Genomic DNA, 26,072 nt, shown 5'->3' with positions numbered 1-26,072 from the left:
GCGGCGGCGGAGTGGGCCGGCCCGGCTGCGACGAATATCCCGGCGGCCGTTGGTATCCGGGCGGCTGCTGCGACCCGCCCGGCGGGGGTGTGCCGCCCGGCGGCGGGCCACCGGCCGGCTGCTGCCGCGGGACGGCGGGGAAGCCCTGCGGCGCGGCGGGCTGCGGTGGATTGTTCTGCGGCGCCGGGGTTCCGCGCGGTGGCACGGGACGCCGGCCCGGGGGTGTCGGTCCGTGTTCGGACGGTGGGCGAGTCATCTCCCCCGCACCCCCTCGTTCCTCAGAGATAACCTGCCGGCTCCATAGACCTGCGACTTGCCGCTGAGGAAGGATAGCAAGCTGGCTAGAGTAGCCAGTCATGCAGATTTTTCGGGGGGCCGCCCTGGTCGCGCTGCTGCTCGCGGTGGCGGGTGTGGCGGCGCCGGCCGCGGTGGCGCAACCGGCCGGTGTGGATATCACCGCCGAGGTGAATCTGGGCGACGACGGTCTGCTGCGGGTCACCGAAACCGTGAAAGTGCCCGAGGGCGGCGAGTTTCGGCAGGTGCTGCCGCTGCGGGTGCAGGTGGGCGCGGGCGTGCAGCGCGATTTCCAGGTGACCGACGTGTCCGCCGACGGGGACGGCGATGCCAAGGTCGCCGACGACCGGTTCACCATCGAGGCCCGGCCTGGTTCGGCCACCTTCAAGTACACGGTGCACAACACCGTCAGTGACGCTTCGGGCGCGCAGGTGTTCCAGTGGACCGGCGTGCTGAATACCGATGTGGCGTCGATCAATGCGACGGTGTCGAGCCCGAGCTTCCGTATGGGCATCACCAGGTGCACGGTGGGCCCGCCCGGAAATCCCCAGGACTGCGCGGATATTCGCGTGGAGCCGGACGGCTTCGCGCATCTGGAGAAAACGGACCTGCACAAGGGCGACATCCTGGATGTGACCCTGCAGCTGCCGCCGAGCACGGTCAAGGCGAATGCCGATGTGCGCGACGACAATGCGCCCGGCGCCTTCTCGCTGACCGGTCCGGTGTTCGCCGCGTTCGGCGTGCTGCTGGCGGCGCTGGCGGCGGCGGCCGGGTATGTGGTGTGGTCGCGGCGGTCGGCGCCGGCGGGCCCCGAGGTGCTCGATCCCCTGGTGCGCGCGGGCGAGCACGTGCAGTTCACCTCGCCCGACGGGATGCTGCCGAGCACGGCCGGGCTGCTGCTCGACGGCCACGCCGACGTACCGGATATGGCGTCGACCGTGGTGGATCTGGCGGTGCGCAACTATCTGTGGGTGAGCGCTGTCGGCGATTCGGATTGGCGTTTCTCCCGGGTGAATCCGCCCGACGCGCAGCTGACCGCCTACGAGCGCGCGGTGTACGCGGCGCTGATTCCAGAGGGCGTCGAGTCGGTGCTGCTGTCCGAGCGCAAGGGCCGGGTGGATGCGAGCGCGGTGCGGGCGGCGCTGATCGGTGATGCCGTGGCAGCCGGGGTCTTCATCGACCGGACCCGCCGGGGTTTCGAGTTCTGGCTCGGCGTCGGGCTGATCCTGCTCGGGGTCATCGCGACCGTGGCGCTGGCCTTCGGCCCACAGCGGCATGCGCTGGTCGGGGCGGCCATCGCGCTCGGCGGGGTGGCGGCGCTGCTGCTGCCGCGCTATCTGCCCGCCCGCACGGCGCTGGGCCGGGAGCTGACCGGTCGGGTCCAGGCCATGCAGCGCGGGCTGGACGCGATTGCGCCGCAGCGCATTCCGGCCGCCGATCAGGAGCTGGTGTTCTCCCGGGCGCTGCCGTTCCTGGTGGCCGCGCGCCGCGGGGACCAGTGGGTGCGCACCTTCCGCGAGCTGGATCCGACGGCGGACGGGAGCCCGGGCCTGTACTGGTTCGGCGGCTTCGAGGGCGATCGCGCGCTGCAACGTTTCGGCGCGCATTTCCCGTATTTCATCACGGCCGTCGAAGGGTTGTTCCGGACCGCCGACCAGCGCTGACCCGCATGACGGTCTAGCCGCCGGCGTGCACCGCCAGCGCGCGCCGGGCGTAGGCGCGCACATCGGCATCGCTGTCCGCGCGGGCGGATTCGAGGGCGGCCAGGGCGGCGGCGGATTCCGGCCAGGTGCTGAGGGTCAGCACCGCGGCCTTGCGGATGTCGGGATGGATATCGCCGAGAGCCCGGCTCAGTGGTTCGACCGCTCGATCCGGTCCGACCGCGGCCAGGCCGCGCGCCGCCCCCTCCCGGATCTGCCATGCCGAATCACCCAGTGCGGCGGTCAGTGCCGCGGCGTCGGAGTCGGCGCCCAGTCGCGACAGCGCGGTGAACGCGGCCGCGCGGACCAGTGGGTCACGGTCCGTGGTGAGCGCGCGGACGGTGTCGGCGCCGCCGAGACCAATGGTGGCCAGACCGCGCGCGGCGGCAATCCTGACCTCGCGATTGTCGTCGTGGGCGGCGGCGGTCAGGGCGGTCCAGTCGTCGAGGGAGACCAGGGCGTGCACGGCCTGGATGCGGACGCGGTGGTCGGCGTCGACGGCGGCCTTGGCGAAGAGCTCCGCCGAGCCGGACCGCAGGGCGCGCAGCAGGTCCACCACCGCGGCGCGCACGATCGGGTCGGGGGAGTCGACATGTCGCGCGAGACCCGTCGCGGCGGGCAGGATTTCGGCGAGTTCCCGCAGTCCGGACACGGCGGCCGAGCGCACTTCCGCGTCCTCGTCCGCGAGCGCCGCGATCAGTTGCTCGGCGAAGCCGTCCGGCGTGTGCTCGGTGAGGACCGCCAGGGCGGTGGCGCGGACCCGGGGATCCGCATCGGAGAGGAACGGCAGCAACTCCTGGGTACCGGGTGCGTCCAGGCTCAGCAGTAGCGCGATCCGCGGTGCCACAACGTCTTTCGTCACGGTGCCCACGGCCGGTGCGTGCGAGCGCACCTGCGCCCCGAGGTTGGGCGGCGTGCCGATGAGGGCGGGCTGGTCCACCGGGACGACGGAGTCGTCGGTGCCGGGCAGATCGTCCAGCCCGGGCACCGGAACGAAATACGGTGCGACCGGCCGCTTCAGGAATTCCATCCGGCCGTCGGCGGTCTTGCGCAGGTTGAGGTGGTACCGCCATTCGACGTCGTCGCGTTCCGGCAGGTCGGCGCGCTCGTGGTAGAGGCCCCAGCGGGATTCGGTGCGGGTGAGTGAGGACCGGGCGGCCATATCGGCGCAGTCGCGAATGAAGGTGACCTCGGCGCAGCGCATGAGCTCGTGCGGGGTGCGCGCGCCCATGGCGGTGAGGTCGTCCAGCATGCGATCGAAGGTCTCGATGGCGAGGGAGAGCTTGGTGGCCGTCTTGGGCGGGGCCACATAGTCGTTCACGAACCGCCGCAGCTTGTATTCGACCTGCTGCTGCGGCGGACCGTCGGGATTGCGCAGCGGGCGGTAGACGAGTTCGTGGGCGGCGGCGAGCTGGGCGGCGGGCAGCTCGCCGGGAGCGGTGAGCTCGCTCAGGGTGGACGCGGCGTGCGCGCCGGCCAGGTCGCCATAGACGAACGCGCCGATCATGTAGTTGTGCGGGACGCAGGCCAGGTCACCGGCGGCGTAGAGGCCGGGCACGGTGGTGCGGGCGTGTTCGTCGACCCAGACGCCGGAGGCGGAATGCCCGCTGCACAAACCGATTTCGGAGATGTGCATCTCGATGTCGTGGGTGCGGTAGTCGTGGCCGCGGTTGGCGTGGAAGGTGCCGCGGGTGGGGCGTTCGGTGGTGTGCAGGATGCCCTCGAGGGCGTCGAGGGTCTCCTCTGGCAGGTGTGAGACCTTGAGATAGATGGGGCCGCGGGCGGATTCGATCTCCCGCTTCACCTCGGACATCATCTGGCCGGACCAGTAGTCGGAGTCCACGAAGCGCTCGCCGAGCGCGTTCACCTGGTACCCGCCGAACGGATTGGCCACATACGCGCAGGCCGGGCCGTTGTAATCCTTGATGAGCGGGTTGATCTGGAAGCATTCGATACCCGAGAGCTCCGCGCCCGCGTGGTAGGCCATGGCGTAGCCGTCACCGGCGTTGGTGGGGTTCTCGTAGGTGCCGTAGAGGTACCCGGAGGCGGGCAGCCCGAGGCGGCCGCACGGGCCGGTGGCCAGGATGACGGCCTTCGCGCCGACCGCGACGAATTCACCGGTGCGCGTGTTCAAGGCGGCCGCGCCGACGGCACGCCCGTTCTCGGTGAGCACCCGGACGGGCATCAGCCGGTTCTCGATTCTGATGCGCTCGCGCATCTTCCGCTGCCGCAGCACGCGGTACAGCGCCTTCTTCACGTCCTTGCCCTCCGGCATGGGCAGCACGTACGACCCGGACCGGTGCACCCGGCGCACGGCGTATTCGCCGTAGGCATCCTTCTCGAACTTCACGCCGTAGCGCTCCAGCCGCTGCACCATGGCGAAGCCGCGGGTGGCGGTCTGATAGATGGTGCGCTGGTTGACGATGCCGTCATTGGCGCGGGTGATCTCGGCGACGTAGTCCTCGGGTTCGGCCTTGCCGGGGATGACCGCATTGTTGACGCCGTCCATGCCCATGGCCAGCGCGCCGGAGTGGCGGACGTGCGCCTTCTCCAGCAGCAGTACGTTCGCGCCCGCTTCGGCGGCGGTGAGCGCGGCCATGGTGCCGGCGGTGCCGCCGCCGATCACCAGCACGTCGCAGTCGAGGCGGGTGGTGTCGGCGAGATCGGGGATGTCCATTACTTCGTTGCCTCCGTGAGGTCGCCCGAATGATCCAGGGCGGCAATGATGTCGGTGCGTAGCGCGCTGCGGTCGACCCCGGTTTCGCGCGGGCGCGGGACCTCCAGCAGCGCGCGCAGGGGTTCACCGGCGCGGCCGAGCACCGCGATGCGGTCGCCCAGCAGCAGTGCCTCGTCCACGTCGTGGGTGACGAAGACGAGGGTGGCGGGATGCTCGCGCCAGGTGTCGATCAGCAGGCGCTGCATGGTGTTCCGGGTCTGGGCGTCCAGCGCGCCGAAGGGCTCGTCCATCATGACCGCGCGGGGCGCGCCCGCCAGTCCGCGGGCCAGCTGTACGCGCTGGCGCATGCCGCCGGACAGCGATTTGGGCAGGAAGTCGGCGAAGCCGGTGAGCCCGATCTCGGCGATCCAGCGGTCGGCCAGCGCGCGTCGTCCGGCCCGGGGTTCGCCCCGGAGTTTCAGGGCCAGTTCGATATTGGCGCGCACTGACTTCCAGGGCAGCAGGGCATTGTCCTGGAAGACGACGGCGCGGTCGCGATCGGTGCCGATCACCTCGAGCCCGTCGGCCAGTACCCGGCCGGTGTCCGGCCGCAGCAGGCCCGCCAGGGCGCGCAGCACCGTGGACTTCCCGCAGCCGGAGGGTCCGGTGAGGATCAGGATCTCGCCCGGTCGCACCGTCAGTGACAGGTCGCTGATCACCGGCGCGCCCGTGTACGACAGCCCGACCCGGTCCAGAGTCAGATCGATTCCGCCGGTGCTCATTTCACGGACTCCTCACCTCGGGGCAGCCAGTGCGTGACGCGTCGCCCGAGCAGTTCCACAGCGGCGGAGGTGGTGTAGCCGAGCACGCCGATGGTGATGATGCCGACGAAGACGCCCGGGTAGTCGACGATGGTGTACGCCTGCCAGGTGCGGTAGCCGACGCCCAGCCGGCCCGAGATCATCTCGGCCGAGACCACGCAGATCCAGGCCACGCCGATGCCGGTCGACAGTCCGCCGAAGACGCCGGGCAGGCTGCCCGGCAGCACGACTCGCCACAGCACGTCCCAGCGCGTCCCGCCCTGCGTCCGCACCGATTCCTCCCAGATGACCGGCAGCGCGCGCACCGCGTGCCGGGTGGCGACCATGACGGGGAAGTACGCGGCCAGAAAGGTGATGAACACGATTCCCGCCTCGTCGTCGGGGAACATCAGAATGGCGACCGGCACGATGGCGATGGCCGGAATCGGCCGGGCCAGCTCGGTGAGCGGCCCCAGCGTGTCGGCGATCCACCGCGAACGCCCCAGCGCCACACCGGATGCCACCCCGGCCACGGCCGCCAACCCGAATCCGGTGAGGATTCGGATGAGCGACTGCCCCAGATCGAGATAGTAGGTTTCGGTCCCCAGTTGATGCTGAAACGCCCGCACGATCTGCGTCACCGTCGGCAGGGTGTCGAACCGTACCCAGAGCCGGAGGTGGGAGGCGGTCAGAAACTGCCAGACACCCACCGCGGCCAGCACGGACAGCGCGCGCACCAGGCGCGACCGCCATACCGTCCGGCCGGATTCGGAGCCGGCCGCGCCCACCGCCCGGACGGGTGCGGCCGCTGGCGACGCCGGACGGGCCGCTACCGCCGCGGACGCGGTCATCGTCCAACACCGTTGCGCCACCGGGTGCTTCGGCCTGCTTCGGCCGATCGCCGCCGACCCGGGATCACGTCGTTCCGCGGCCGGGCGCTCACGGCCGGACCTCGCTGACGGCCTGGTCGTAGGACACCGTCACAGCCGACGGGTGTCCGCCCAGATAGCGCTGGACGGCCGGTGCGGTCGTGAAAGGCAGGTAGGTGTTCCCGTCCCGGACCCACAGCGCCTTGTCGGCGAACCAGCGGGTGCCGAGTTCGGCATCCGGCACGTAGGCGGCGCGGACCGTCTTCCCCTGTGCCCGCGCCTGTTTGACCGCGCGGAGCAGGCTGGTGGGGTCGGCGGCGGGCTGGGTGACGTCCTGGCCGGTGAGCCAGATCTCGCCGGCCAGCGCCGGATTGTCGGCAGCCCGGCCGGCCACCGGATCGGTGCCGGCGACGGGCGCGGGGTTGGTGGTGCGCGCCAGTTCCGCGTCGTAGTTCAGCCCCCGCTCCGCGAACGCCTGCTTCAGCGCGGCCGGGTCGACGAACCTGTCGATGTCGAGATCGGCGAAGTCGCCGATCGACTTCAGGTACGGCACATCACCTTTGAACGCGGCGATGAGCGAGGGCTTCAGCGTGGTGTCGAAGGAGGTTCCGCCCGGCCCGTTGTACAGATACACGACCTCCGGGGCCAGCCCGGCGTTGTCGGCGACCACCTGCGCCGCTTCCAGGGGGTGCTGGTGGATGAAATCGGTGGCGTCCAGCTGGGCCTGCAGGAAGGCATCGAGCACCTCGGGATGCTGCGCGGCGTAGTCGCGGCGGGCGACCACGCCGTGGAAGGTCGGGACGTTCAGTTCCGCGCCGTCGTAGAGCAGCCTGGCCTTGTTCTGGAAGACCAGCAGCCCGGGCCAGGCCACGAACTGGGACAGCGCCGCCACCTGCCCGGATTCCAGTGCGGAGGACCCGATCTGGGGCTGCTGATTGAGCACCTCGACCCCGGACTTGGGGTCGATGCCCGCGCGGGTCAGCGCCTGCACCAGGGTGCCGTGCCCGGCGGAGCCCACGCTGGCCGAGATCTTCTGACCGGCCAGGTCGTTCAGGGATCGCGCCTTGGAGTCGGGCGCGACCACCACCATGTTGAGCGCGCCCTTGGGGTTGTAGCCGGTGATCGAGACCAGCTCGGTCTTCGATCGCTCGCTCGCCTGGGTGCGGGAGCCATTGATGAGCAGCGGATAGTCGCCCATCGAGCCGATGTCGATCTTCTCGGCCACCATCTGCGCGGTGATGGGCGCGCCGGTGTCGTAGTCCTGCCACTCCACCGCGTACTTCTTGCCGCCCGAGGCGCTCAGGGTGTTCAGGCGCTGGTCCAGAAAGCCCTTGGCCTTCAACAGGGTTCCGGCCGTGACGGTGTTGATGGTCTTGGACTGGTAGCCGATGACGACCTTGACGGTGTCACCGTCGCCGGTGCTCGCGAGCGAGCAGCCGGACGCGGTCAGGGCGAGGGCGGCGGCCAGAGCGGCCAGAGCGGGGCGGTTCTCACGAAGGGTCGACAGCATGGGTTTTCCTCAACGCAGCAGGTAGGGCATGTTGACGGTGACGGCGCCGGTGGGACAGCGGGCCGCGCAGGGGCCGCAGTACCAGCACTCGTCGACGTGCATGTACGCCTTGCCGTTGTCCGGGTTGATCGCCAGCGAGTCCAGCGGGCAGATCTCCACGCACAGCGTGCAGCCCTGGATGCACAGCGATTCGTCGATGGTCACGGGCACGTCGGCCCGGTGCTCGACCACAGCCATCTAGATCAACCTCCAGTCGGTGTCCGCTTCGGTACCCGGTGCGCGCTCCGGTGGCCGGATCAGGCTGCCGCGCATGGTGATCCGGTCTCCGCGCATGCGGATGTACTCCAGGTCGACCGGGCGGCCGTCCTCGAGTTTGGTGAGCCGCTCGAGCAGCAGCAGCGCGCCGCCCTCCGGCATCTGCAGGGTCATGGCCGAGTGGGCGTCGGCGGTGATGGCCTCGAGCGCGAGATCGGCGGATCCGAGTGGGCCGCCGCTGATCTGCTCGATGAGGGCGAAGACGTCATTGCTCTCGAGATCGCGGGTGACGACCTCGTCCCCGATATCGGGGACCAGATAGGTGAGGTCCAGGCTCAGCGGCAGGTCGCCGAGGTATCGCAGGCGCTCGATATACACAGCCTGTTCGCCGGGTTCGAGCCGCAGCCTGCGGGCGACCGCGGGCGGCGGCAGGAGCCGCCGGGCCGCACGCACCTCATTGCGGACCTCGCCGTGCCCGCGCAGCGTCTCCTTCAGACCGAGCAGGGCGTCGAGTCCATGGTTGTATTTGCGCTGGGCGACATGGGTGCCGATCTTCGGGGCGCGTTCGATCAGGCCCTCGTCCTTGAGCAGGGTGAGGGCGTCGCGAATCGTGTTCCGCGACACCGCGAATTCGGCGGCCAGCTCGTGCTCCGGGGACAGCGCCCCCTCGAACGCGCCCGCGTGGATCTGCTGACGCAGCACATCCGCCACCTGACGGGCACGATCGGCCCGGCGCAGGGGTGCGCGCAGCGGTACCGGTTCCGGCGACACCTCGACTCCTCTCAACGCCTTTGACCTGTGGTTTCAGAACTGTAGAGGCGATGCGGGAGGGCACCGGGGCACGCACCGGAGGGCCGCGCGGGCGGTGCGTTTCTACGCCGCCCGGCCGTGCGCGCGGCCTGCCGAAATGCCGGTGATTCGAGCTATTGCGCCACCGTGACCCGGGTTGGGGGACTTGGAATCACGCTGAGCGGAATGCGTGCACCGGACCCGGATCCGGAGTGGGGTCGGGACAGGCCCGCTTTCTCGAGATGCGGGACGGCGACGTGGCGTGCGCCACATTTTCCATCGGCTCCGCACGATCGGGTCGGTGGCGTGAAATATCAACCGGTACAAAAGATTCGGCCGTACGGCAGGTTGTTCGGAGGGTTTGCAGCCGAGGCGGGCCGACAGGCCCGGGGCTGCCGGGACGGACGCGCGCACCTTCCGTTCGTCGTGATCGGAATGATACTTTGATCCTATGTCTGCCAGTCGCCCTCTCTCCGCGCCGCGGGTCACCTACGTGACCATCGCGCTGGGCGTTCGGCTGCCGCGGCAACGGGAACTGTGTTGTCCCTGCCGTCGCGCAGCCGAGTTCTGACCCGGATCGTTCAAGCATCACCGCCCACCCGGATCCGGGTTCCTCGCTGCACCGCTGATTCCTCCATGTAGGCATTCGTCCCCCTGTCGGCAGGCGGGACCGCAGCAAGGATTGCGAAAAATGTCCAGCCCCACGCTCGAACGTCCCCATACCGCCGTCTCCACCGCGGCCGCACGGCTGGCTCCGGCCCGCCCGGCGGTGCCGCCGGAGCTGCGCATCACCGACAATCCGGCGGCCGCCGTACTGCGCGCCGCCACCCGCGGACCCATCTTCCGCGATATCGCCGCACAGGCCACGGGTCTGAGCATCGCCACCGTGAATCGCCAAGTTTCCGCGCTGCTTTCGGCCGGACTGCTGCGCGAGCGCGCCGATCTGACCGCGTCCGGCGCGGTGGGCCGCCCGCGAGTGCCGTTCGAGGTCGACACCGACACCTACGTGACGCTGGGTGTGCACATCGGCTTCACCGTCACCCGCATCGTGGCCGCGGACCTGTCCGGCCGCATTCTGGGCGGACTCGAAATCGCCACGCCCCAAACGGGTCAGGACGCGGCGCTGACCATAGTGGCCCGCAGCGCCAAGGCGTTCCTGGACCGGCTGCCGCGGCGGCGGCCGCTGTGGACCGGCGTGGCGCTGGCCGGGCGGGTGGATCCCGCCGCGGGCGTGGTGGACCATCCCCGCCTGGGCTGGCAGGCCGCGCCGGTGGCGGCGGTCTTCAGCAGCGTGCTGGATCTGCCGGTCTCGGTGTCCGCGCACGTCGAGGCGATGGCGGCTGCGGAGCTGCTGCTCACCCCGCGCGAGCCGGGTGAGGAGTCGCGACCGGGCAGCAGCCTGTTCGTCTACGCCCGCGAAACCGCCGGTGTGGCAGTGACATTGCACGATCGGGTGCACACGCCCGCCAACGGCCCCGGCTCGATCGCGCACCTGCCGACCGGCTCGGACGTGGATTGCACCTGCGGCCGGCGCGGCTGCTTGGAGGCCGCCATCGGTGAGCGCGCCCTGCTGGAGCGCGCGGTGCGCAAGGGCGTGCTGCCCAAGCCGGAGGCCCCGCGCCGCCCGGCGATCACCGATCTGTACCGGGCCGCGGACTCGGGCAATGCCGCCGCCCGTGACCTGCTCGTCGAGCGGGCCGAAATCCTGGGCCGCACCGCGGCTCTGGTGCGCGACATGTTCAATCCGGACCGGGTGGTGCTGGGCGGTCAGGCGTTCACCGGCTGGCGGCCCGGCATGGAGCGGGTCGCCAAGTCCTTCGCGGAGTCGACCGCCCTGCCCGCGGCGGATCTGCGGATCAGCCGATTCGGCGGACGGGTGCAGGAATTCGCGGCGGCGGTGACGTCGGTGAGCGTGTTCTACGCCGATCCGCTGTCGGCCATGCGCCGGGCCACCCGGGCCCGCTAGCCCGATACGACGAAATCCCCGCCGGTGCGTCCGGCGGGGATTTCCTTGTGGCCGAAGGAGGTCGGGCCGGACGGTCCACGGCCCGGCCCGACCCCCGGTCCCGCAAGCACGCGAGGCCCTTGCGCGCACTGCGGGTTTCCCCACCGCCCGCCCCGGAGTCCCCTTCCGGGCGGGCGGCGGTGGTCTCAGGCGGCGCGCACCTGCGGGGACAGTCCCCACTCGCGAGCCAGCAGGCGGTGGGAGTTCACCCGGTTCTCATGGTCGAAAGTCACGCTGGTGACCAGGATTTCGTCCGCCCCGGTGAGCCGCTGCAGGGCGCGCAGGCGTTCGGCGACGGTGGCCGGGGAGCCGACGAACTGGGTGGTGACCCGGTCGTCGACCAGGCGGCGCTGCTGGTCGGACAGTGGCGGCGCGGTGTCGGGATCGAGGTATTCCGCCGCGCCCGCACCGCTGCGAATGCTGTAGACCCAGTGGCCGTAGGTGGCGGCCAGGTGCTGGGCGGTGGCGTCGTCCGCGGCGACCACCACATCGGCGGAGACCACCAGGTACGGGCGAGGGAAGCGGGCGGACGGGCGGAAGGCCGCGCGGTAGGCCTCGACGGTCTCCACGACGGTGCCCGGCGAGACGTGATAGTTCGCCGCGAACGGCAGCCCCAATCGCCCTGCCAGCTGGGCGCTTTCACCACCGCTGCTGCCGAACAGCCAGGGCTGCACGTCGGCTCCCTCGCCTGGGACGGCGTGCAGCTCGACGCCGTCGGGCGTGACATAGGTGCCGTCGAGCAGCGCGAGAATCTCCGCGATCTGCTCGGTGTAGGGCAGCGGTTGCGCGCCCGGCAGGTGCAGTGCGCCCAAACCCGCTCGCACCCTGGAGAAATCGAGCAGCTGGCCGGGGAAGAACGGGGGCGGGATGACCACGCCGTCGCGAACCTCGGTGGGGCGATCCGGCGCGGGCACCGGCGGCACACCCGCCGACCGCACCTGGTCCGCACGGTGACCTGAGCGCCCCAGCCCCAGATCCAGGCGGCCCGGGTAGAGGGCGTCGATGGTGCCGAAGGCCTCCACCACCGAGATCGAGGTGTGGTGCCCGAGCTGTACGGCCGCCGACCCGACCCGAATGGATTCGGTTGCGGCGGCGATCAATCCGATCAGCGTGGTCGGCGCGGCGCCCGCCACCTTCACGAAGTGATGCTCGGCGACCCAGAACCGGTGGTAGCCGAGCCGTTCGGCCTGCTGGGCCAGGTCGATACTGTTGCGCACCGCCTGCTGCGGCGTGGAGCCCGCGCTGATGGGGGCCAGGTCCAGGACGGATAGCGGAATGGTCATGCGGCGTGCTCCTTCCGCGGATCCTGTTCGCCCGCTTCGACGGCCAGCGGGAGCCGGTTCTCGGCCGGGGCGACCGGGCAGGTGGCGTAGTCGGTGAACGCGCAGGGCAGATTGACCGCGCGATTGAAGTCGAGGACCACGGTGCCGTCGGCGGCGGGCCGGGACAGATCCAGCCGCCGCACGCCGCCGTAGGTGGTGACGCCGCTGGTGGCGTCGGTGAAGAGCACGTGCAGGCCGCGCGTCTGGTTGCCGAAGACGACGAGTTTCCGCGGCTCACCGGCCAGTTCGACGGTCACCGTTCCGGTGGCGGTGTGGTGGTGTTCGAGGCCCTCGACCACCGCACCCGTGGTGACCACCCGGGCCACCTCGAAGGGTTCGAACCGGCCGGTCACGACCCAGGCCGGATCCGGCCGGTAGACCGGGATCTCGGTGAAGGCCGCCAGGGCCGGCGACGCCGGATCGTGGACACGCAGCGCGAACTGACCGGTCCGGCGGATCACCTCGATGACACGGTCACCGGTGCGGACTTCGAGCCCCGGGGCGCCCTCGCCCGGGGTGAGCACCGCCGAACCGGCGAGTGCCGCGCCGTTCAGCAGCAGCTGCCCGGCCTCCTCGGATGCCACTGTCACATGGACGTTCTCGCCGTCGGCGCGCCAGCGACCGGGCAGGCCGTCGACGGTCTCGTCGTGCTCGCCGAGCCAGTGCAGGCCGGTCAGGCTGAGCCAGCCCAGCGGTTGGCGGGCCCAGGCGGCTCGTTCGGCGCGGAACGCGGCCCACTGCTGGTCGAATTCGGTGGCGGTGGCGGTCATGAGACGCGGACTCCTTCGGTGCCGTGGTGGGGGTGGCGCAGACCCAGGTGGTCACGCAGGGTCTCGCCGGTGTACTCGGTGCGGAAGCTGCCCAGGGACTGCAGTTCCGGGACGACCTTGTCGACGAACTCGTCGAGACCGGTCGGTGTGAGATGCGGGACCAGCACGAAGCCGTCGGCGGCATCGGACTGGACGTAGTGGTCGATCTCGGCGGCCACCTGCCGGGGAGTGCCCACGAACTGCTGGCGGGCGGTGGTCGCGATGATGAGCTCGCGAATGGAGAGCCGCTCGGCCTCGGCCCTGGCCCGCCATGCCTCGGCGACGGCGCGCGGATCGCGAGCGTGCCGGACCCTGCCGCGGGTGATGTCCACATCCTCGGCCGGATCGATGTCCGGCAGCGGGCCGTCCGGGTCGTAGGCGGAAAGGTCACGGCCCCAGACCTGTTCGAGGAAGGCGATGGCGGTCTGCGGCGTCACCTGCTGCCGGCGGATGTGGTCGGCGCGTTCGGCCGCGTCGGCCGCGGTGTCACCGAGCACGAACCCGGCCGCGGGCAGGATCTTCAGATCGTCGCGACCGCGGCCGTACTTGGCGAGCCGGTCCTTCACATCCCGGTAGAACCGCTGCCCGTCCTCGAGCTCGCCGTGCGCGCTGAAGATGACATCGGCCTTGGCGGCGGCGAATTCGCGGCCCTCGTCGGAGTCGCCGGCCTGGATCTGCACCGGATGGCCCTGCGGACTGCGCGGCAGCACGAACCGGCCGTCGATCTCGAACTGATCGCTGCTGAAGTGCACCTCGGGCACCGGCCGGGCGAAAAACCCGCGCTCCCGGTCGATCACGAGGGCGTCGGCGGGCCAGCTGTCCCACAGCGCGCGGGTGGCGTCGACCACCTCGTGCGCGCGGGTGTAGCGCTTGGCGTGCTCCAGATAGCCGCCGCGCCGGAAGTTCTCGCCGGTGAAGGCGTCCAAGGAGGTCACCGCGTTCCAGGCGGCGCGCCCGCCGGACAGGTGGTCCAGCGTCCCGAATTGCTTTGCCAGCTCGAAGGGTTCGTTGTACGTGGTGTTGATGGTTCCGGCCAGGCCGAGCCGGTCGGTGACCGCGGCCAGCGCATTGAGCACCGTGAAGGTGTCGGGCCGGCCCACCACGTCCAGGTCGTGGATGCGGTCGCGGTGTTCGCGCAGGCGCAGACCCTCGGCCAGGAAGAAGAAGTCGAACAGCCCGCGCTCGGCGGTGCGCGCCAGGTGCACGAAGGAGTCGAAGTCGATCTGGCTGCCCGAGTCCGGGTCGGTCCAGACGGTGTGGTGGTTGACGCCCGGGAAGTGGGCGGCCAGGTGAATCTGCTTGCGTATCCGCTGATCCGGCATGATGGCTCCTCAGGCGTGGGCGGCGATGTGCGCGCCACCGGCGTAGCGGCCGGCCGGACGCGGCAGGCCCAGACGCGCGCGCAGGGTCGGGGTGAGAGCGGGCAGGTGCGGCAGGGTGGCGGCCAGCGCCAGCGGGCGCAGCACCACACCGTCCGCCGCGCAGTCGCTTTCGACGCCGCGCAGCAGGTCGCGGAGTTCGGCGGTGGTGCCGATGTGGAATACCGTCACCGGAGCCGGGGTGGCGATCCAGTCCTCCAGCTGGGCGACGGCGGCGGCAGCCGCCTCCACGGTGTCCGCCAGCTGGACGTCGATATCGAGCAGCACCCGGACCCGGTTGGGGTCACGCCCGGCGGCGGCGACCGCGGAGCGCAGTTCCGAGCGGGTGGCGGCGGCGGTCGCGAGATCCGGTGCGGCAATGCGGATCAGGTCGGCGCGATGCACGGCCACCCGGGTGCTGTGCGGATCGGCCGCGCGCACCGCCACCAGCGGCTGGCCCTGCGGCGGACGCGGGGTGATCGACGGGCCCTTCACCGAGAAATGCTCACCGGTGAAGTCGATGTAGTGCAGTTTGTCGCGGTCGATGAAGCGGCCGGTGGACGTATCGCGGATCTCGGCATCGTCCTCCCAGCTGTCCCACAGCCGCGACACCACCTCGATGGCCTCGTCCGCCTCCCGCCAGCGGGAGCGGTCGTCCTGCTCCGGTTTGCGGCCGAACAGGGCCGCCTCCCCCGCCGAGACCGTGACCTCCCAGCCCGCCCGGCCCTTCGTGGCGAAGTCCAGGCTGGCAATGGCTTTGGAGAGGTGGAAGGGCTCGGTGTGGGTGACCGACGCCTGTGGGATCAGGCCGATGCGCCGGGTCTGCGCGGCGGCGCGCGCGGCCACCGCCACAGCGTCCAGACGGCCGATCGCACCCGCCGGTTGCAGGGTGAATCCATCGGGCAGGAACGCGAGATCGAGGCCCGCGTCCTCGGCGGCCCGCAGCACGCCCACCCAGTAGCGGGCATCGAAGAGGTCCTCGGCGCGGGAGTCGGCGCGCCGCCAGGAGGCCGGGTGCACGCCGGTGCCGGACAGTTCCAGGCCCAGCAGCAGCGGAGGGAGATGCGGCATCAGGCTGTCCTTTCGAGCGGAAGGGGGACCTCGGACGGGGTCGCCCCGGGGACGGCCGCGAGCAGCTCGCGGGTGTAGTCGTTCTGTGGATTGCCGAAAAGCTCCGCCGTGGTGGCGGTTTCGACCACACACCCCTGGCGCATGACGGCCACGCGATCGGCCAGGCGGCGGACGACGGCCAGGTCATGGGAGATGAACAGGTAGGCCAGGTCCAGGTCGGTCTGCAGCCGTTCGAGCAGATCCAGGATCTGGGCCTGCACCGAGACGTCCAGGGCCGACACCGGTTCGTCGAGGACGAGCAGGTCCGGACGCAGGGCCAGAGCGCGGGCGATGGCGACGCGCTGCCGCTGGCCGCCGGAGAGTTCGGCGGGGCGGCGATCCAGGTAGGCGGCCGGCAGCGCGACCTGGTCCAGGAGTTCGGCGGCCGTCGCGCGACGGGACCGGCGATCGCCGATTCCGAACGCCTGCAGGGGTTCCGACACGATCGTGCCGATACTCAGCTTGGGGTTCAGCGACACGTACGGGTTCTGATAGACGACCTGAATGCGGCGGCGGAGCGCACGCAGCCCGGCACCCTTCAGCGCGGTGATGTCCTGCCCGTCGAAGGTGACGGTGCCCGCGTCCGGTGTGGCCAGCCGGGCGATGATGCGGGCGGTGGTGGACTTGCCCGAACCGGATTCGCCGACCACGGCCAGGGTTTCGCCGCGATTGATCTCCAAGGAGACGTCGTCGACCGCGGTGACCGTGAAGTCCCTGGTGACACGGAAGGATTTGCGCAGCCCGGTCGCCGACACCAGCGGTGTCGCGGGCTCGCGGACAGGTCGCGGATGCTGATCCAGGTCGAGGGTGGGGGCGGCGGCGATCAATCGCTTCGTGTACTCGTGCTGTGGATTGCCGAGTACCTCTGCCGCCGTGCCCGTTTCGATGATCAGTCCGTTCTGCATGACCGCGATGCGGTCCGCGCGTTCGGCGGCCACCGCCAGGTCGTGGGTGATGAGCAGGACCGCCGTACCAGATTCCGCGGTGCGCTGCGCGAGGTGGTCGAGAATGCGGCGCTGCACGGTGACGTCGAGAGCGCTGGTCGGCTCGTCGGCGATCACCAGTTCGGGGCCACAGGCCAGAGCGATGCCGATCAGCACGCGCTGGCGCTGGCCGCCGGACAGGTCCTGGGGATATTGCCCGGCCCGCACCTCCGGCCTATCCAGCCCGGCCTGCTCCAGAATCCGCACCGCCTCGTGCCGGGCGGTGCGGCGATCCGCCCGGCCGTGAATACGCAACACCTCACCCACCTGATCGCCGATGCGCAGCACCGGATTCAGCGAGGTACCCGGGTCCTGGGGGACCAGGCCGATGCGCGCACCCCGGATCCGCTGCAGCGCCCGTTGCGAGGCGTGCTCGAGGCGCTCCCCGGCGAAGCCGATCGCACCCGCCGTGATCCGGCCGCCGTTCAGCAGCCCGATCACCGCGTGCGCGAGAGTCGACTTGCCCGAACCGGATTCGCCCACCAGCGCGACCGTCTCACCGCGCCGCACCTCCAGCGAGACGCCGCGCACGGCAGCCGTCGTCCCGGTACTGCCCCGGTATTCGACCTGCAGCCCCTCGATGCTCAACAGCAGATCGGTCATCGGACACCGTCCTTCTGCAGTGCGCGGGCAATGCGCTGGGTGGACAGCACCAGCACGACGATCACCAGCCCGGGCATGGTCGTCAGCCACCACGCGGTGGCCAGGAACCCGCGGCCGTCGGACACCAGCGACCCCCATTCCGGGGTCGGCGGCACCGCGCCGTAGCCGAGGAAGCTCAGCGAGGCCACGAACAGCACCGCGACCCCGAAGTCCACCGCCGCCAGCGCCGCCACCGGACCGTAGGCATTGCGCAGCACATGACGGAACAGCACCGTGTGCCAGCGCACCCCGGAGGCGAAGGCGGCCTCCACATACGGGGTCCGCCGCACCCGCAGCACCTCGCCCCGCATCACCCGCGCGAACCGGGCGATGAGCGAAACACCCACGGCGATGGCCACATTGCGGGTGCCCAGCCCCAGCACGGTGATCATGGCGAGCGCGACGAGCAGATCCGGTATGGACAGCAACACGTCGACCACCCGCATGATCGCCGTGTCCACCGCGCCGCCCGCCGTGCCCGCCACCAACCCCAGTAGCGATCCCGCGATCAGCCCGAGCAGCACCGCGAACACGGTCGCGCTCACCGAGAGACCGGTTCCGTGCACCACGCGTGCGTACAGGTCCCGGCCGAGATTGTCGGTCCCGAACCAGTGCCCGGCGCTGGGCCCGCGCAGCTTCTGCGCCGGCACGCCGTGCAGGGGATCACTACCGGCGAACACCGCCGGCGCGACCGCCCACGCCAGCACCAGGAGCACCACGGCACTCGCCGCCACCAGCCCGAGATTCCCCCGCAGCCACGCCACGGCGCGCCGCACCGGGACGATCGACAGCGAGGGCGTATCCGACACCGCCACAGCGTCAGACATGATCGGGCCACCTCCCCCCGCACGACCGCCGACTCGCCGCGGGTGCCGGTCGCGGCACCAGATGCTCACGCATCGGACGCCTCCTCTTCTCCGACCCAGTAGGCGATGCCCGGATCCAGCAGCGGGTGGGTCAGGGTGATGACTCGCAGCCGGGAGCGCGGGCCGGAGGGGACGCGCAGGTGGTCGCGCAGGTTCCGGACCAGGTGAGCGGGCAGGAGGTCAGACATGGGCGCGCTCCTTGCGGGTATCCCGGTGTGCCACACGGGGATCCAAGAGTGGATAGGCGAGATCGATGAGGAGGTTGACCGTGACGAAGACCAGCGCGGCGAACACGACGATGCCCTGCACCACCGGAATGTCCTGGTTCAGCACCGATTCCTGGGTGAGGCGGCCCAGTCCCGGCCGGGAGAACACGGTCTCGGTGACGACCGACCCCGCCAGCACCTGGCCGACCCACAGGCCCGCCACCGTGAACGCGGGGGTCGCGGCGGGCCGCAGCACGTGACGCAGCTGCACCCACCAGCGCGACGCGCCCTTGGCGAAGGCGACCGCCACGAACGGCTGCCGCCAGGTGGCGATCAGGCTGCTGTAGAGCACCTGGGCGATCACCGCACCGACCGGGATGGCGATGGTGACAGCGGGCAGGATGGTGCCGCTGAACCCGGTCCCGCCGAGCGCGGGCACCAGCCGTAGCCGGAACGAGAACAGCTGCAGCAAAAGCAATCCCACCCAGAAACCGGGCATGGAAGCCCCGATCGGCGGCAGCGCGGTGAGCAATCCGCGCATCCAGGGCCGCTCGGTGTAGGCGGCGGCCAGGGCGAGGCCGGTGCCGCCGAGCACCGCCAGCAGCAGGCCGAGCCCGGCCAGCGCCAGGGTCGAGGGCAGCGCCTCGGCCACGGCGCGGGCGACGGTCTGGCCGCTGAAGATGGAATGGCCCAGGTCACCGCGCACCGCGTGGGTGAGCGCCGTCCAGTACTGCGTCCAGAGCGGTTGGTCCAGGCCGTATCTGGCCCGCATCTCCGCGATGGCCGCCGCGTCCACGGGGGTGCCGGTGGCGGTATTGGCGGCTATCTCCACCGGATCGCCCGGCAGCAGGTACAGCACCACGAACGACAGCGTGAACGCCGCCCACAGCACGCCTACCGCCTGAAGTGCCCGTCCGATCACGTAGCGGCCCATGGAATTACCGCTGCAGCCAGGTGTCGTGGAACTGCAACCGGGCCGATGCCTCGAACTTCACCCCGGCCACGCCCTTGCCCACGCCGATGGCCTGGGACAGTTCGACGGTCGGAATCCACAGGCCCTGATCCAGCACCGCCGACTGGGCGTCGCCGATGATGCGGGCCCGCGCGGCCGGGTCGGTGGCCGACAACTGCTGGGCGAGCAGGGAGTCCAGCGGCTCGGCCGGGCCGCGGGCGTTCAGGTTGCGCTGGTCCACCGCGAAGGTGGTGCGCAGGATGTCGCCGTCGGCACGGGTGGAGTTGTAGTAGTCGAAGTCGAAGTCCTTGTTGTTCTGGCGCACATTCGATTCCGCCACCGACAGCGGCTCCAGGCGAAGATCGAATCCGACCGCCTTCAATTGCTGCTGGGTCAGTTCGAGGATGGCCTGATTACCCGCGAAGACCGCGGAGAAGATGACGCCCGCGGCGAGCCGCTGGCCGTCCTTGACCCGGATCCCGTCCGCGCCGGGCACCCATCCGGCCTGGTCGAGGAGCTTCTTCGCCGCGTCCGGGTCGTACTTCACGCGGGATGAAAGATCCACATAGCCCGGCGTTTTCGAGGCGAGCACGCTGGTGGCCGTCTTGAACTGCGGGCCCAGCACGGTATCCACCAGTTCCTTGCGGTTGATGGCGGGCAACAACGCGGCCCGCACCGCCGGGTCCCGCAGCGGTCCGCGGGTGACATTCACCTGGAGCCCGAACGGCACGCCCGGATTGGGAGTGAATTGCACCCGGCCGCTACCCGCCTCGATCTGCGAAACGTCCTGCGGCAGTGCGTCACTGATGGCGTCGAGCTGACCGGAGGCGAGACTGCCGGTGCGGACTCCGGACTCCGGGACCACGGTGAAGACGATCTTGTCCAGGTGCGCCTCACCCTGGGTGGCGAAAACCGTCGAGCCCCAGGTGTATCCGGTGCGCTTGGCAAGCGTTGCCGAGGCGTTCTGCTTCCACTCCGCGTAGGCGAACGGGCCGCTGCCGATATTCGTGCCCAGGCAGCGGTCGTCGGCGGGCCGGGCGACCGTGGCATCGGACTGGATCCCCAGTTGCGGCGTCGACGTCGCCTGCAGGAACTGGGCATTCGGCGCCGCGAAGTCCACCCGTACCGTGCGCGGATCCACCACCGTACTGCCGGTGTACCCGACCAGGTAGCTCGCGCCCAGGGGCGCCTTGGCCCCACCGAGGGCGACGATGGAATCGAAGTTCTTGCGCACCGAGTCCGCGGTGAGCGGCGTGCCGTCGCTGAAGGTGATCCCGTCCTTCAGATGGAAGGTGAACGACTTGGCGTCCGCCGAGACGGTCCAGGTGTCCGCCAGCCACGGCTTCAGCGCACCGGATTCCGGGTCCTGATCGACCAGCGAGTCGACGATCTGCCGGGTCACGTAGATGGTCTGATTCGTCGCCGACTGCGCGGGATCCGAGCAGGTCGGGGCCGACGACAGACCGTAGCGCAAGGTGCCGCCGGACTGCGGCGGGCCCGACGGCTCGCCATTGCCGCCGGCGGTACCGCCGCCACCGCACGCGGTCAGCGCGAGGGTGGCGGCCAGCGCGCCCGCGAGCGCCAGGGGACGGGTCGCGCGGGCGGCGAAGGGGTGATTCATGCGGGGTCTCCGGACGGGTAGCGATCGCCGCCCAGCGGGCGGCTCGGAATGCGGTGGCGCAGTTCGGATGCGACCTCGGCCTGGAACAGCTCGAGGCTCTCGCGATGCTGAGCCTCGGTGCGGCCGTCGGCGTCGGCGCTCAGGTGGATCACCTCGTGGCCGAACCGCTCGTGATAGCGGCTCACCTTGTCCAGCACCTGTTCCGGGCTGCCGATGAGCGCGGAGGAGCGTTCGACGAAGTCCTCCACCGTCTCGAAGACGATGGGTACGCCGAACTTCCGGGCCACGGCCTGACGGGCCTCGAAGACGGGCCGATACAGGTCCACGGCCTGCTGCGACGTCCGGGTCACCAGAAACCCCGCGGTACCCGCGCCTACCAGCGCCTCGGCCGGATCGTGCCCATAGGCCGCCCAGCGTTCCCGGTAGTGGTCCACCAGTTCGGCGTACGGCTCGATCGGATAGGTGACATTCGCCGAGAACAGCGGATCCCCATGGAGCGCCGCGTAATCCGCGGATTCCCGGCTGGTCGCGCTGCCGTGCCAGATGCGCAGCCGCGGTTGCAGCGGCCGGGGCAGCGCCTTGGCCTCGGTGAGCGCCGGCCGGAAGCGGCCGGACCAGGTCACGCTGTCGCTGTCCCAGAGCTTGCGGAACAGCTCGTAGCCCTCGCGATTGCGATCCCACTGGTCATCGGTGGTGACGTGGAACAGCTTGGCCTGCGCCGCGCCATTGCCCTTGCCGATGATCAGTTCCAAGCGCCCGTCGGAGAGGTTGTCCAGGGTGGAGTAGTCCTCGAACGCGCGCACCGGATCCAGCAGGCTCAGCGTGGTGACACCGGTGAACAGGGCCAGGCGCGAGGTGACCGCGGCGATGTGGCTCAGCACCACCGGCGGGGCGGCGGAGATGAACGGATCCTCGTGCCGCTCCCCCACCGCGAAGCCGTCGTATCCGAGATCCTCGGCCAGCCGGGCGCTGTCGACCACGCGGCGCAACCGCTGGCGGGGCGTCTCGGCAGTACCGGTCACCGGGTCCGGGGTGTGCGTGATCAGGGTCAGGAGCAGGAATTTCATGCCGGGACCGCCTCGGTGTCGCCGGAACGCCGGCCGGCGGCGACGTACTTCTCGAACGGGTGCACGTGCCCGACCTCCTTCACGATGTCGCGCGGCAGCGCGGTGTAGCCCGCGGCCGTGTACAGCGCGACGGCCTCCGGCTGACGCGGACCGGTGGTCAGGTAGATGCGCCGGTAGCCGCGCCGGGCGATCTCGGCCTCCAGCTGCTCCAGCACGAACCGGCCCAGCCCCCGGCGGCGGTGCGCGCTCGACGTCCAGATCCGTTTCAGCTCCGCGGTTTCCGCGTCGAAGCGCTGGAAGGCGCCGCCCGCCACCGGTTCGCCGTCCTCCACCACGATCAGCAGATCGCCGTCCGGCGGCGCGAAATGACTGGCCGAATAGCCGGTCAGATCCGCGTGCACCTCACCCGGGGTACGGCCGTAGCGGCTGCTGTATTCGATGGCCAGCTCCGCCAGCAGCGGCGCGGCCAGCGGATCGTGCTGGGCGACGTGGAATACGGTGCGCGACACGCTCATCCCTTCTTCTTGGGTAGTCCGGGCGGATTGATCCGCGACTGCTGCACGGCCTCGTCACCCAGGCCCCAGCGGTCGAGGACCTGTTTGTAGGTCCCGTGGTCGATGGCGTACTGGATGGCCTGCTGCACGGGGCCGATGAGCCCGTTGTCCTTGCGGGTGAGTGCCGCGATCTCGGCCTGCAGTGCGTCTCCCGCTCCAGACCAGGTGGTGAGCACCTTGTTGCCGGTCGTCGCGGAGTGATACTGCGCCGCCGGGTTGGGGCCCACATAGCCGTCGATCCGGCCGGAGGACAGCGCCAGGTAGTAGTCCGAGGGTTGCTGGTAGTAGGCGAGTTCCAGTCTGGGCAGCCCCTCGGCCACGTTCCGATCGTTCCAGGCGACCAGCAGCTGCTCCTGATTGGTGCCGGAGCCGACGCCGATCTTCTTGCCCGCCAGCGACTTCCGGTCCTGATAGGTCCAGGTCGAATCCTTCGGCACCTCCAGGGCGATAGTGTCCTTGCGGTAGGTGGCGAAGTCGTACTTCTCCTTGCGCTCCTCGGTCACCGTGACATTGCTGACGAACAGGTCGACCTCGCCCGAGTCGATCTTCACGAAGTTCTGTGACCAGTCCCCGTTCCGGCGCTCCAGCTTCAGGCCGAGAATGTCGGCGACCAGCGTGGCGACATCCACCTCGGAACCGATGACGGTGCGATCATCGGTGGCGTAGAAGCCGAGCGGCGGCGTCGCGCCGACAGTGCCGGTGACCACCAGCGTGCCGCGGTCGCGAATGGCCTGCGGAACCTGCGCGGCAATCGAATCCACCTTGCCCGCGTGAATACGCCCCTGCTGCTCCGGTGACAGGTCATAGGTCAGGCCGTTCACGCTGCGCGTGTCGCTGGTGCCGCCATCACCCTTGCCACAGCCGCCCGCCAGCAGACTCAGCAGTGTGACGGCGATCAGGACTCTGGTCCGTCTGCGACGGCTCGCCAGGGACATGGGCTTTTCCTTACCTAGTGGGAACACGTCAGAGGACGTGCGCGAGAAAGGCTTTGGTGCGCGGGTGCGACGGGTTGTCCAGCACCTGCGCGGGCGGACCCTGCTCGACGATGCGGCCGGCGTCCATCAGCACCACGGTGTCGGCGACCTCGCGAGCGAAACCGACCTCGTGGGTGACGATCACCAGGGTCGAACCACCGCGCGCCAGATCTTTGATGACATCGAGGACTTCACCGACCAGCTCGGGATCCAGCGCGGAGGTGGGCTCGTCGAACAGCACCACCTCCGGCCGCAGGGCCAGCGCCCGCGCGATGGCCACGCGCTGCTGCTGCCCACCCGACAACCGGCTCGGATACTCGTCCGCCTTGTCCGCCAGGCCGACCCGCGCCAGCAACTCCAGCGCCTCGGCGTTCACCTCGGCCTTGGAGCGTCGCTGGGCGGCCACGGGCGCGAGCGCGACATTCTCCCGAATCGTCAGGTGCGGAAAGAGATTGAAGTTCTGGAACACGAATCCGATGCGTGCCCGCTGCCGCAGGATCTCGCGTTCGTGCAGCTCGTGCAGCTTGGCGCCCTTGCGCCGGTAGCCGACCAGCTCGCCGCCGACCCGCACGGTGCCACCGTCCACCTGCTCGAGGTGGTTGATGGTGCGCAGCAGCGTCGACTTGCCCGAACCCGACGGGCCCAGGATCACCGTCACCTCGCCGGGACGCACCGCCAAGTCGATGCCCGAGAGCACTTCATTGCCGCCGAAGGACTTTCGGATGCCGCGCAATTCGATCGCGAACTCGGTCATCACCGATCACCGGCCTTCGAGCGACGGCCCTTCGAGAAGTGCCGTTCGACAGCGAACTGAATGACGCTCAGCACGGTGGTCAGCAGGATGTACCAGACCGTGGCCACCATGAGCAGCGGCACCACCCGGCCATTGCGGCCGTAGATGACCTGCACCTGATAGAACAGCTCGGCAATCGCCATGGTCGACACGATCGAAGTGCCCTTGAAAAGGCTGATCACCTCATTGGCGGCATTCGGCAGAATTCCGCGCATGGCCTGGGGCGCCACGATCGTGAAGAACTGCCGCCGCCACGGCAGGCCCAGCGACCGGGCCGCCTCCCACTGGCCCTCGTCGACCGAGATGATCCCGGCCCGGATGATCTCCGCCGAATACGCGGCCTGATGCAGCGCCAAACCGATGACGGCCGCGGTGAATCCGCTGATCACGCCATTGGTCTGGAATCGCGCGAACTCCGGCCCGAACGGAATGCCCAGCGACAGCGTCTTGTACAGGTAGGCCAGATTGAACCAGAACAGCAACTGCACGATCAGCGGGATCGACCGGAAGAACCAGACATAGGTCCACGAGATCGCCTGCAGCACCGGGTTCTTCGACAGCCGGCCCACGGCCAGCCAGACACCGAGGAAGAAGCCCAGCAGCGTGCCCCAGAAGGTCAGCTCCAGCGTCACCTTCAGCGCCGACAACACCGACTTCGCGGTGACATACTGCGCGAAGGTCCCCCAGTCCCAGCCCGGATTGGTGATCAGCCCGTGCGCGAATTGCGCGACCAGCACCAGCGCGATCGCCGCGGCGACCCAGCGCCACGGGTGCCGGGCGCGGACGACCGGCAGATCCCCGTCGTGGTGTTCGGCTTCGGGCTCCGTGTGCGTGGGCGCCGCCAGCGTGCTCATGGATTCGTCCTCCATCGGTCCCGGCGGAAGCACCCGCACCACGTGCGCGGGGGTTGCTGCGATGTCTGCGAGCCGGGTCTCTCGATCGCTCTGGATGGTGTAGACGACACTACGAATTCCGACGGCGTATGTCGCCGGTCCCGATCAACGTGAATTCAATTGCATGACAGTCGTTTTCCGGAATTCCGGTGGAAAAGGGAAAATCAGCCCGCGGCCTCGTCGCGCTCCGGAGCCGGATCGTAGAGGGCCCGGAAACCGCTGCGGTGGAAGACCAGCGGCTCGGAATCGGGGTGCGTGCCGAGTCGGTGCACCCGCAGCAGCACCACCGCGTGATCACCGGCCGGAACCTGTTCGTGCACCGAAGTTTCCAGCCATGCCGTCGCCCCGGCGACGAACGCCGCGTTCCCGTTCCCGGGGTGCAGGTCGACATTGCGGAAGCGGTCTCCCCGCCGCGAGCTCAGCCCGCGCGCCGCCGGCTCCTGCTCGCTGCTGAGCAGACTCAGGCCCAAACGGCTCGCCCGCTCCAGCCGCGGCCAGGTCTCCGACGAATACTGAATGCAGATCGACACCAGCGGCGGGTCCAGGGAGACCGGCACGAAGGTGCTCGCCACCAGGCCGTACGGTGTCCCGGCGATGCGTGCGCACACGGCCACCACCCCGCTGGGAAAGTGCGAAAAGGTCCGCCGCAGATCGGTCCCGTCGACCGGAGTGAGCGCGGCAGCCGCGCCGTGAATCGAGGTCAGCTCGCCCATTACCCCACTTCAGCACCGCCGTACGCGCCGCGACAGCATTGCATTCACCTCGATTGCAAGTCGGCGGCCGCGGTCCCGTTGCGGGACAATGCGAAACCCCCGCCCGACAGACGCCGAACTGGCGTGGTGATGACAGTTGAAATGGACAGCCCGCCCGGCCATACGGCCGAGCGGGCTGTCCCGATGAGGTATTTGCTGATGCCTATAGAGCCCCTCGCCCTTATATAACCGCGCTCTTACTTGGCCGGAGCGGGAGCGATGTGCGGCTGGTTGATGGTGGAGAAGTACTGGATCGCGGCGGCGATGGCGACCGGGGCGGTCACGAACAGCT

At 70.0% G+C, this 26,072-nt stretch carries 23 protein-coding genes and 1 riboswitch; of the genes, 2 read left to right on the top strand and 21 right to left on the bottom strand.

Annotated features, from left to right (window positions below):
* Nucleotides 1–356 precede the first annotated feature (356 nt).
* Entirely contained in the window at nucleotides 357–1,958 is a 1,602-nt protein-coding gene (locus tag AB0L60_RS31385) for a DUF2207 domain-containing protein (RefSeq protein ID WP_364621301.1), read from the top strand.
* A gap of 13 nt (nucleotides 1,959–1,971) precedes the next feature.
* Here the strand turns inward: AB0L60_RS31385 and AB0L60_RS31380 are convergent, their stop codons facing one another.
* From AB0L60_RS31380 to AB0L60_RS31355, 6 genes are all read right to left on the bottom strand, one after another.
* Complete coding sequence (locus AB0L60_RS31380; RefSeq protein WP_364621298.1) at nucleotides 1,972–4,671, bottom strand: fumarate reductase/succinate dehydrogenase flavoprotein subunit; 2,700 nt, start codon at nucleotides 4,669–4,671, stop codon at nucleotides 1,972–1,974.
* Nucleotides 4,671–5,432 carry an ABC transporter ATP-binding protein gene (locus AB0L60_RS31375; RefSeq protein WP_364621295.1) on the bottom strand — a complete coding sequence of 254 codons (762 nt, stop codon included), beginning with the start codon at nucleotides 5,430–5,432 and terminating at the stop codon, nucleotides 4,671–4,673. The genes AB0L60_RS31380 and AB0L60_RS31375 overlap by 1 nt, the downstream gene beginning before the upstream one ends.
* A complete protein-coding gene (locus AB0L60_RS31370; RefSeq protein WP_364621292.1) occupies nucleotides 5,429–6,301 on the bottom strand; it encodes an ABC transporter permease in 873 nt (290 codons plus the stop codon). Before AB0L60_RS31370 ends, AB0L60_RS31375 begins: the two co-directional genes overlap by 4 nt.
* Before the next feature lie 88 nt (nucleotides 6,302–6,389).
* Nucleotides 6,390–7,829, bottom strand: a complete 1,440-nt coding sequence (locus tag AB0L60_RS31365) for an ABC transporter substrate-binding protein (protein WP_364621290.1) — start codon at nucleotides 7,827–7,829, stop codon at nucleotides 6,390–6,392.
* A gap of 9 nt (nucleotides 7,830–7,838) precedes the next feature.
* Nucleotides 7,839–8,066, bottom strand: coding sequence for a ferredoxin family protein (locus AB0L60_RS31360; RefSeq protein ID WP_040853885.1), 228 nt, complete (start codon nucleotides 8,064–8,066; stop codon nucleotides 7,839–7,841).
* On the bottom strand, nucleotides 8,067–8,855 hold the full coding sequence (locus AB0L60_RS31355) for a GntR family transcriptional regulator (RefSeq protein ID WP_364621286.1): 789 nt from the start codon (nucleotides 8,853–8,855) through the stop codon (nucleotides 8,067–8,069).
* Between the two features lie 709 nt (nucleotides 8,856–9,564).
* Between AB0L60_RS31355 and AB0L60_RS31350 the strand changes: the two genes are divergently transcribed.
* Nucleotides 9,565–10,839, top strand: a complete 1,275-nt coding sequence (locus AB0L60_RS31350) for an ROK family protein (RefSeq protein WP_364621283.1) — start codon at nucleotides 9,565–9,567, stop codon at nucleotides 10,837–10,839.
* 185 nt (nucleotides 10,840–11,024) lie between these two features.
* Here the strand turns inward: AB0L60_RS31350 and AB0L60_RS31345 are convergent, their stop codons facing one another.
* The 15 genes from AB0L60_RS31345 to AB0L60_RS31275 form a co-directional block, all read right to left on the bottom strand.
* A complete protein-coding gene (locus tag AB0L60_RS31345; protein WP_364621280.1) occupies nucleotides 11,025–12,161 on the bottom strand; it encodes an LLM class flavin-dependent oxidoreductase in 1,137 nt (378 codons plus the stop codon).
* On the bottom strand, nucleotides 12,158–12,970 hold the full coding sequence (locus tag AB0L60_RS31340) for a DUF1684 domain-containing protein (RefSeq protein WP_364621277.1): 813 nt from the start codon (nucleotides 12,968–12,970) through the stop codon (nucleotides 12,158–12,160). Before AB0L60_RS31340 ends, AB0L60_RS31345 begins: the two co-directional genes overlap by 4 nt.
* Entirely contained in the window at nucleotides 12,967–14,331 is a 1,365-nt protein-coding gene (locus AB0L60_RS31335) for an NtaA/DmoA family FMN-dependent monooxygenase (protein ID WP_364621274.1), read from the bottom strand. The genes AB0L60_RS31340 and AB0L60_RS31335 overlap by 4 nt, the downstream gene beginning before the upstream one ends.
* A gap of 9 nt (nucleotides 14,332–14,340) precedes the next feature.
* The gene (locus AB0L60_RS31330) at nucleotides 14,341–15,438 is read right to left on the bottom strand and encodes an LLM class flavin-dependent oxidoreductase (protein WP_364621271.1); all 1,098 of its coding nucleotides are present in this window, start codon (nucleotides 15,436–15,438) and stop codon (nucleotides 14,341–14,343) included.
* Nucleotides 15,438–17,063 (bottom strand): ABC transporter ATP-binding protein, encoded by a 1,626-nt coding sequence (locus AB0L60_RS31325; RefSeq protein WP_364621268.1) that lies wholly within the window; start codon nucleotides 17,061–17,063, stop codon nucleotides 15,438–15,440. The genes AB0L60_RS31330 and AB0L60_RS31325 overlap by 1 nt, the downstream gene beginning before the upstream one ends.
* Complete coding sequence (locus tag AB0L60_RS31320) at nucleotides 17,060–17,929, bottom strand: ABC transporter permease (RefSeq protein WP_364621266.1); 870 nt, start codon at nucleotides 17,927–17,929, stop codon at nucleotides 17,060–17,062. The genes AB0L60_RS31325 and AB0L60_RS31320 overlap by 4 nt, the downstream gene beginning before the upstream one ends.
* Nucleotides 17,930–17,994: 65 nt before the next feature.
* Entirely contained in the window at nucleotides 17,995–18,156 is a 162-nt protein-coding gene (locus AB0L60_RS31315) for a hypothetical protein (RefSeq protein WP_364621263.1), read from the bottom strand.
* Entirely contained in the window at nucleotides 18,149–19,108 is a 960-nt protein-coding gene (locus AB0L60_RS31310) for an ABC transporter permease (RefSeq protein WP_364621260.1), read from the bottom strand. The genes AB0L60_RS31315 and AB0L60_RS31310 overlap by 8 nt, the downstream gene beginning before the upstream one ends.
* A gap of 4 nt (nucleotides 19,109–19,112) precedes the next feature.
* Nucleotides 19,113–20,747, bottom strand: coding sequence for an ABC transporter substrate-binding protein (locus tag AB0L60_RS31305; RefSeq protein WP_364621258.1), 1,635 nt, complete (start codon nucleotides 20,745–20,747; stop codon nucleotides 19,113–19,115).
* Nucleotides 20,744–21,814 carry an LLM class flavin-dependent oxidoreductase gene (locus AB0L60_RS31300; protein ID WP_364621255.1) on the bottom strand — a complete coding sequence of 357 codons (1,071 nt, stop codon included), beginning with the start codon at nucleotides 21,812–21,814 and terminating at the stop codon, nucleotides 20,744–20,746. The genes AB0L60_RS31305 and AB0L60_RS31300 overlap by 4 nt, the downstream gene beginning before the upstream one ends.
* Entirely contained in the window at nucleotides 21,811–22,329 is a 519-nt protein-coding gene (locus AB0L60_RS31295) for a GNAT family N-acetyltransferase (RefSeq protein WP_364621253.1), read from the bottom strand. The genes AB0L60_RS31300 and AB0L60_RS31295 overlap by 4 nt, the downstream gene beginning before the upstream one ends.
* Nucleotides 22,326–23,303 carry an ABC transporter substrate-binding protein gene (locus AB0L60_RS31290; RefSeq protein WP_364621250.1) on the bottom strand — a complete coding sequence of 326 codons (978 nt, stop codon included), beginning with the start codon at nucleotides 23,301–23,303 and terminating at the stop codon, nucleotides 22,326–22,328. Before AB0L60_RS31290 ends, AB0L60_RS31295 begins: the two co-directional genes overlap by 4 nt.
* A gap of 28 nt (nucleotides 23,304–23,331) precedes the next feature.
* Nucleotides 23,332–24,096, bottom strand: coding sequence for an amino acid ABC transporter ATP-binding protein (locus AB0L60_RS31285; protein WP_364621247.1), 765 nt, complete (start codon nucleotides 24,094–24,096; stop codon nucleotides 23,332–23,334).
* The gene (locus AB0L60_RS31280) at nucleotides 24,096–24,989 is read right to left on the bottom strand and encodes an amino acid ABC transporter permease (protein ID WP_364621244.1); all 894 of its coding nucleotides are present in this window, start codon (nucleotides 24,987–24,989) and stop codon (nucleotides 24,096–24,098) included. The genes AB0L60_RS31285 and AB0L60_RS31280 overlap by 1 nt, the downstream gene beginning before the upstream one ends.
* Nucleotides 24,990–24,997: 8 nt before the next feature.
* A riboswitch (SAM riboswitch) is annotated at nucleotides 24,998–25,090 on the bottom strand.
* Nucleotides 25,091–25,192: 102 nt separating this feature from the next.
* Complete coding sequence (locus AB0L60_RS31275) at nucleotides 25,193–25,741, bottom strand: flavin reductase family protein (protein ID WP_364621241.1); 549 nt, start codon at nucleotides 25,739–25,741, stop codon at nucleotides 25,193–25,195.
* Between the last annotated feature and the right edge of the window lie 331 nt (nucleotides 25,742–26,072).

The organism is Nocardia sp. NPDC051981, from assembly GCF_040680715.1.
In the GTDB taxonomy this organism is placed as follows: domain Bacteria; phylum Actinomycetota; class Actinomycetes; order Mycobacteriales; family Mycobacteriaceae; genus Nocardia.
Note: the sequence above shows the minus strand (reverse complement) of the source record. Positions and strands in the feature narration are given on the sequence as shown.

Excerpts from the sequence above, each read along its gene's own strand:
- AB0L60_RS31345 (WP_364621280.1), bottom strand. The coding sequence starts at position 12,161 with ATGACCATTCCGCTATCCGTCCTGGACCTGGCCCCCATCAGCGCGGGC.
- AB0L60_RS31340 (WP_364621277.1), bottom strand. The coding sequence starts at position 12,970 with ATGACCGCCACCGCCACCGAATTCGACCAGCAGTGGGCCGCGTTCCGC.
- AB0L60_RS31300 (WP_364621255.1), bottom strand. The coding sequence starts at position 21,814 with ATGAAATTCCTGCTCCTGACCCTGATCACGCACACCCCGGACCCGGTG.
- AB0L60_RS31385 (WP_364621301.1), top strand. The coding sequence starts at position 357 with ATGCAGATTTTTCGGGGGGCCGCCCTGGTCGCGCTGCTGCTCGCGGTG.
- AB0L60_RS31370 (WP_364621292.1), bottom strand. The coding sequence starts at position 6,301 with ATGACCGCGTCCGCGGCGGTAGCGGCCCGTCCGGCGTCGCCAGCGGCC.
- AB0L60_RS31335 (WP_364621274.1), bottom strand. The coding sequence starts at position 14,331 with ATGCCGGATCAGCGGATACGCAAGCAGATTCACCTGGCCGCCCACTTC.
- AB0L60_RS31295 (WP_364621253.1), bottom strand. The coding sequence starts at position 22,329 with ATGAGCGTGTCGCGCACCGTATTCCACGTCGCCCAGCACGATCCGCTG.
- AB0L60_RS31350 (WP_364621283.1), top strand. The coding sequence starts at position 9,565 with ATGTCCAGCCCCACGCTCGAACGTCCCCATACCGCCGTCTCCACCGCG.
- AB0L60_RS31365 (WP_364621290.1), bottom strand. The coding sequence starts at position 7,829 with ATGCTGTCGACCCTTCGTGAGAACCGCCCCGCTCTGGCCGCTCTGGCC.
- AB0L60_RS31325 (WP_364621268.1), bottom strand. The coding sequence starts at position 17,063 with ATGACCGATCTGCTGTTGAGCATCGAGGGGCTGCAGGTCGAATACCGG.
- AB0L60_RS31315 (WP_364621263.1), bottom strand. The coding sequence starts at position 18,156 with ATGTCTGACCTCCTGCCCGCTCACCTGGTCCGGAACCTGCGCGACCAC.
- AB0L60_RS31380 (WP_364621298.1), bottom strand. The coding sequence starts at position 4,671 with ATGGACATCCCCGATCTCGCCGACACCACCCGCCTCGACTGCGACGTG.
- AB0L60_RS31290 (WP_364621250.1), bottom strand. The coding sequence starts at position 23,303 with ATGTCCCTGGCGAGCCGTCGCAGACGGACCAGAGTCCTGATCGCCGTC.
- AB0L60_RS31330 (WP_364621271.1), bottom strand. The coding sequence starts at position 15,438 with ATGCCGCATCTCCCTCCGCTGCTGCTGGGCCTGGAACTGTCCGGCACC.
- AB0L60_RS31360 (WP_040853885.1), bottom strand. The coding sequence starts at position 8,066 with ATGGCTGTGGTCGAGCACCGGGCCGACGTGCCCGTGACCATCGACGAA.
- AB0L60_RS31375 (WP_364621295.1), bottom strand. The coding sequence starts at position 5,432 with ATGAGCACCGGCGGAATCGATCTGACTCTGGACCGGGTCGGGCTGTCG.
- AB0L60_RS31320 (WP_364621266.1), bottom strand. The coding sequence starts at position 17,929 with ATGTCTGACGCTGTGGCGGTGTCGGATACGCCCTCGCTGTCGATCGTC.
- AB0L60_RS31285 (WP_364621247.1), bottom strand. The coding sequence starts at position 24,096 with ATGACCGAGTTCGCGATCGAATTGCGCGGCATCCGAAAGTCCTTCGGC.
- AB0L60_RS31280 (WP_364621244.1), bottom strand. The coding sequence starts at position 24,989 with ATGAGCACGCTGGCGGCGCCCACGCACACGGAGCCCGAAGCCGAACAC.
- AB0L60_RS31275 (WP_364621241.1), bottom strand. The coding sequence starts at position 25,741 with ATGGGCGAGCTGACCTCGATTCACGGCGCGGCTGCCGCGCTCACTCCG.
- AB0L60_RS31305 (WP_364621258.1), bottom strand. The coding sequence starts at position 20,747 with ATGAATCACCCCTTCGCCGCCCGCGCGACCCGTCCCCTGGCGCTCGCG.
- AB0L60_RS31310 (WP_364621260.1), bottom strand. The coding sequence starts at position 19,108 with ATGGGCCGCTACGTGATCGGACGGGCACTTCAGGCGGTAGGCGTGCTG.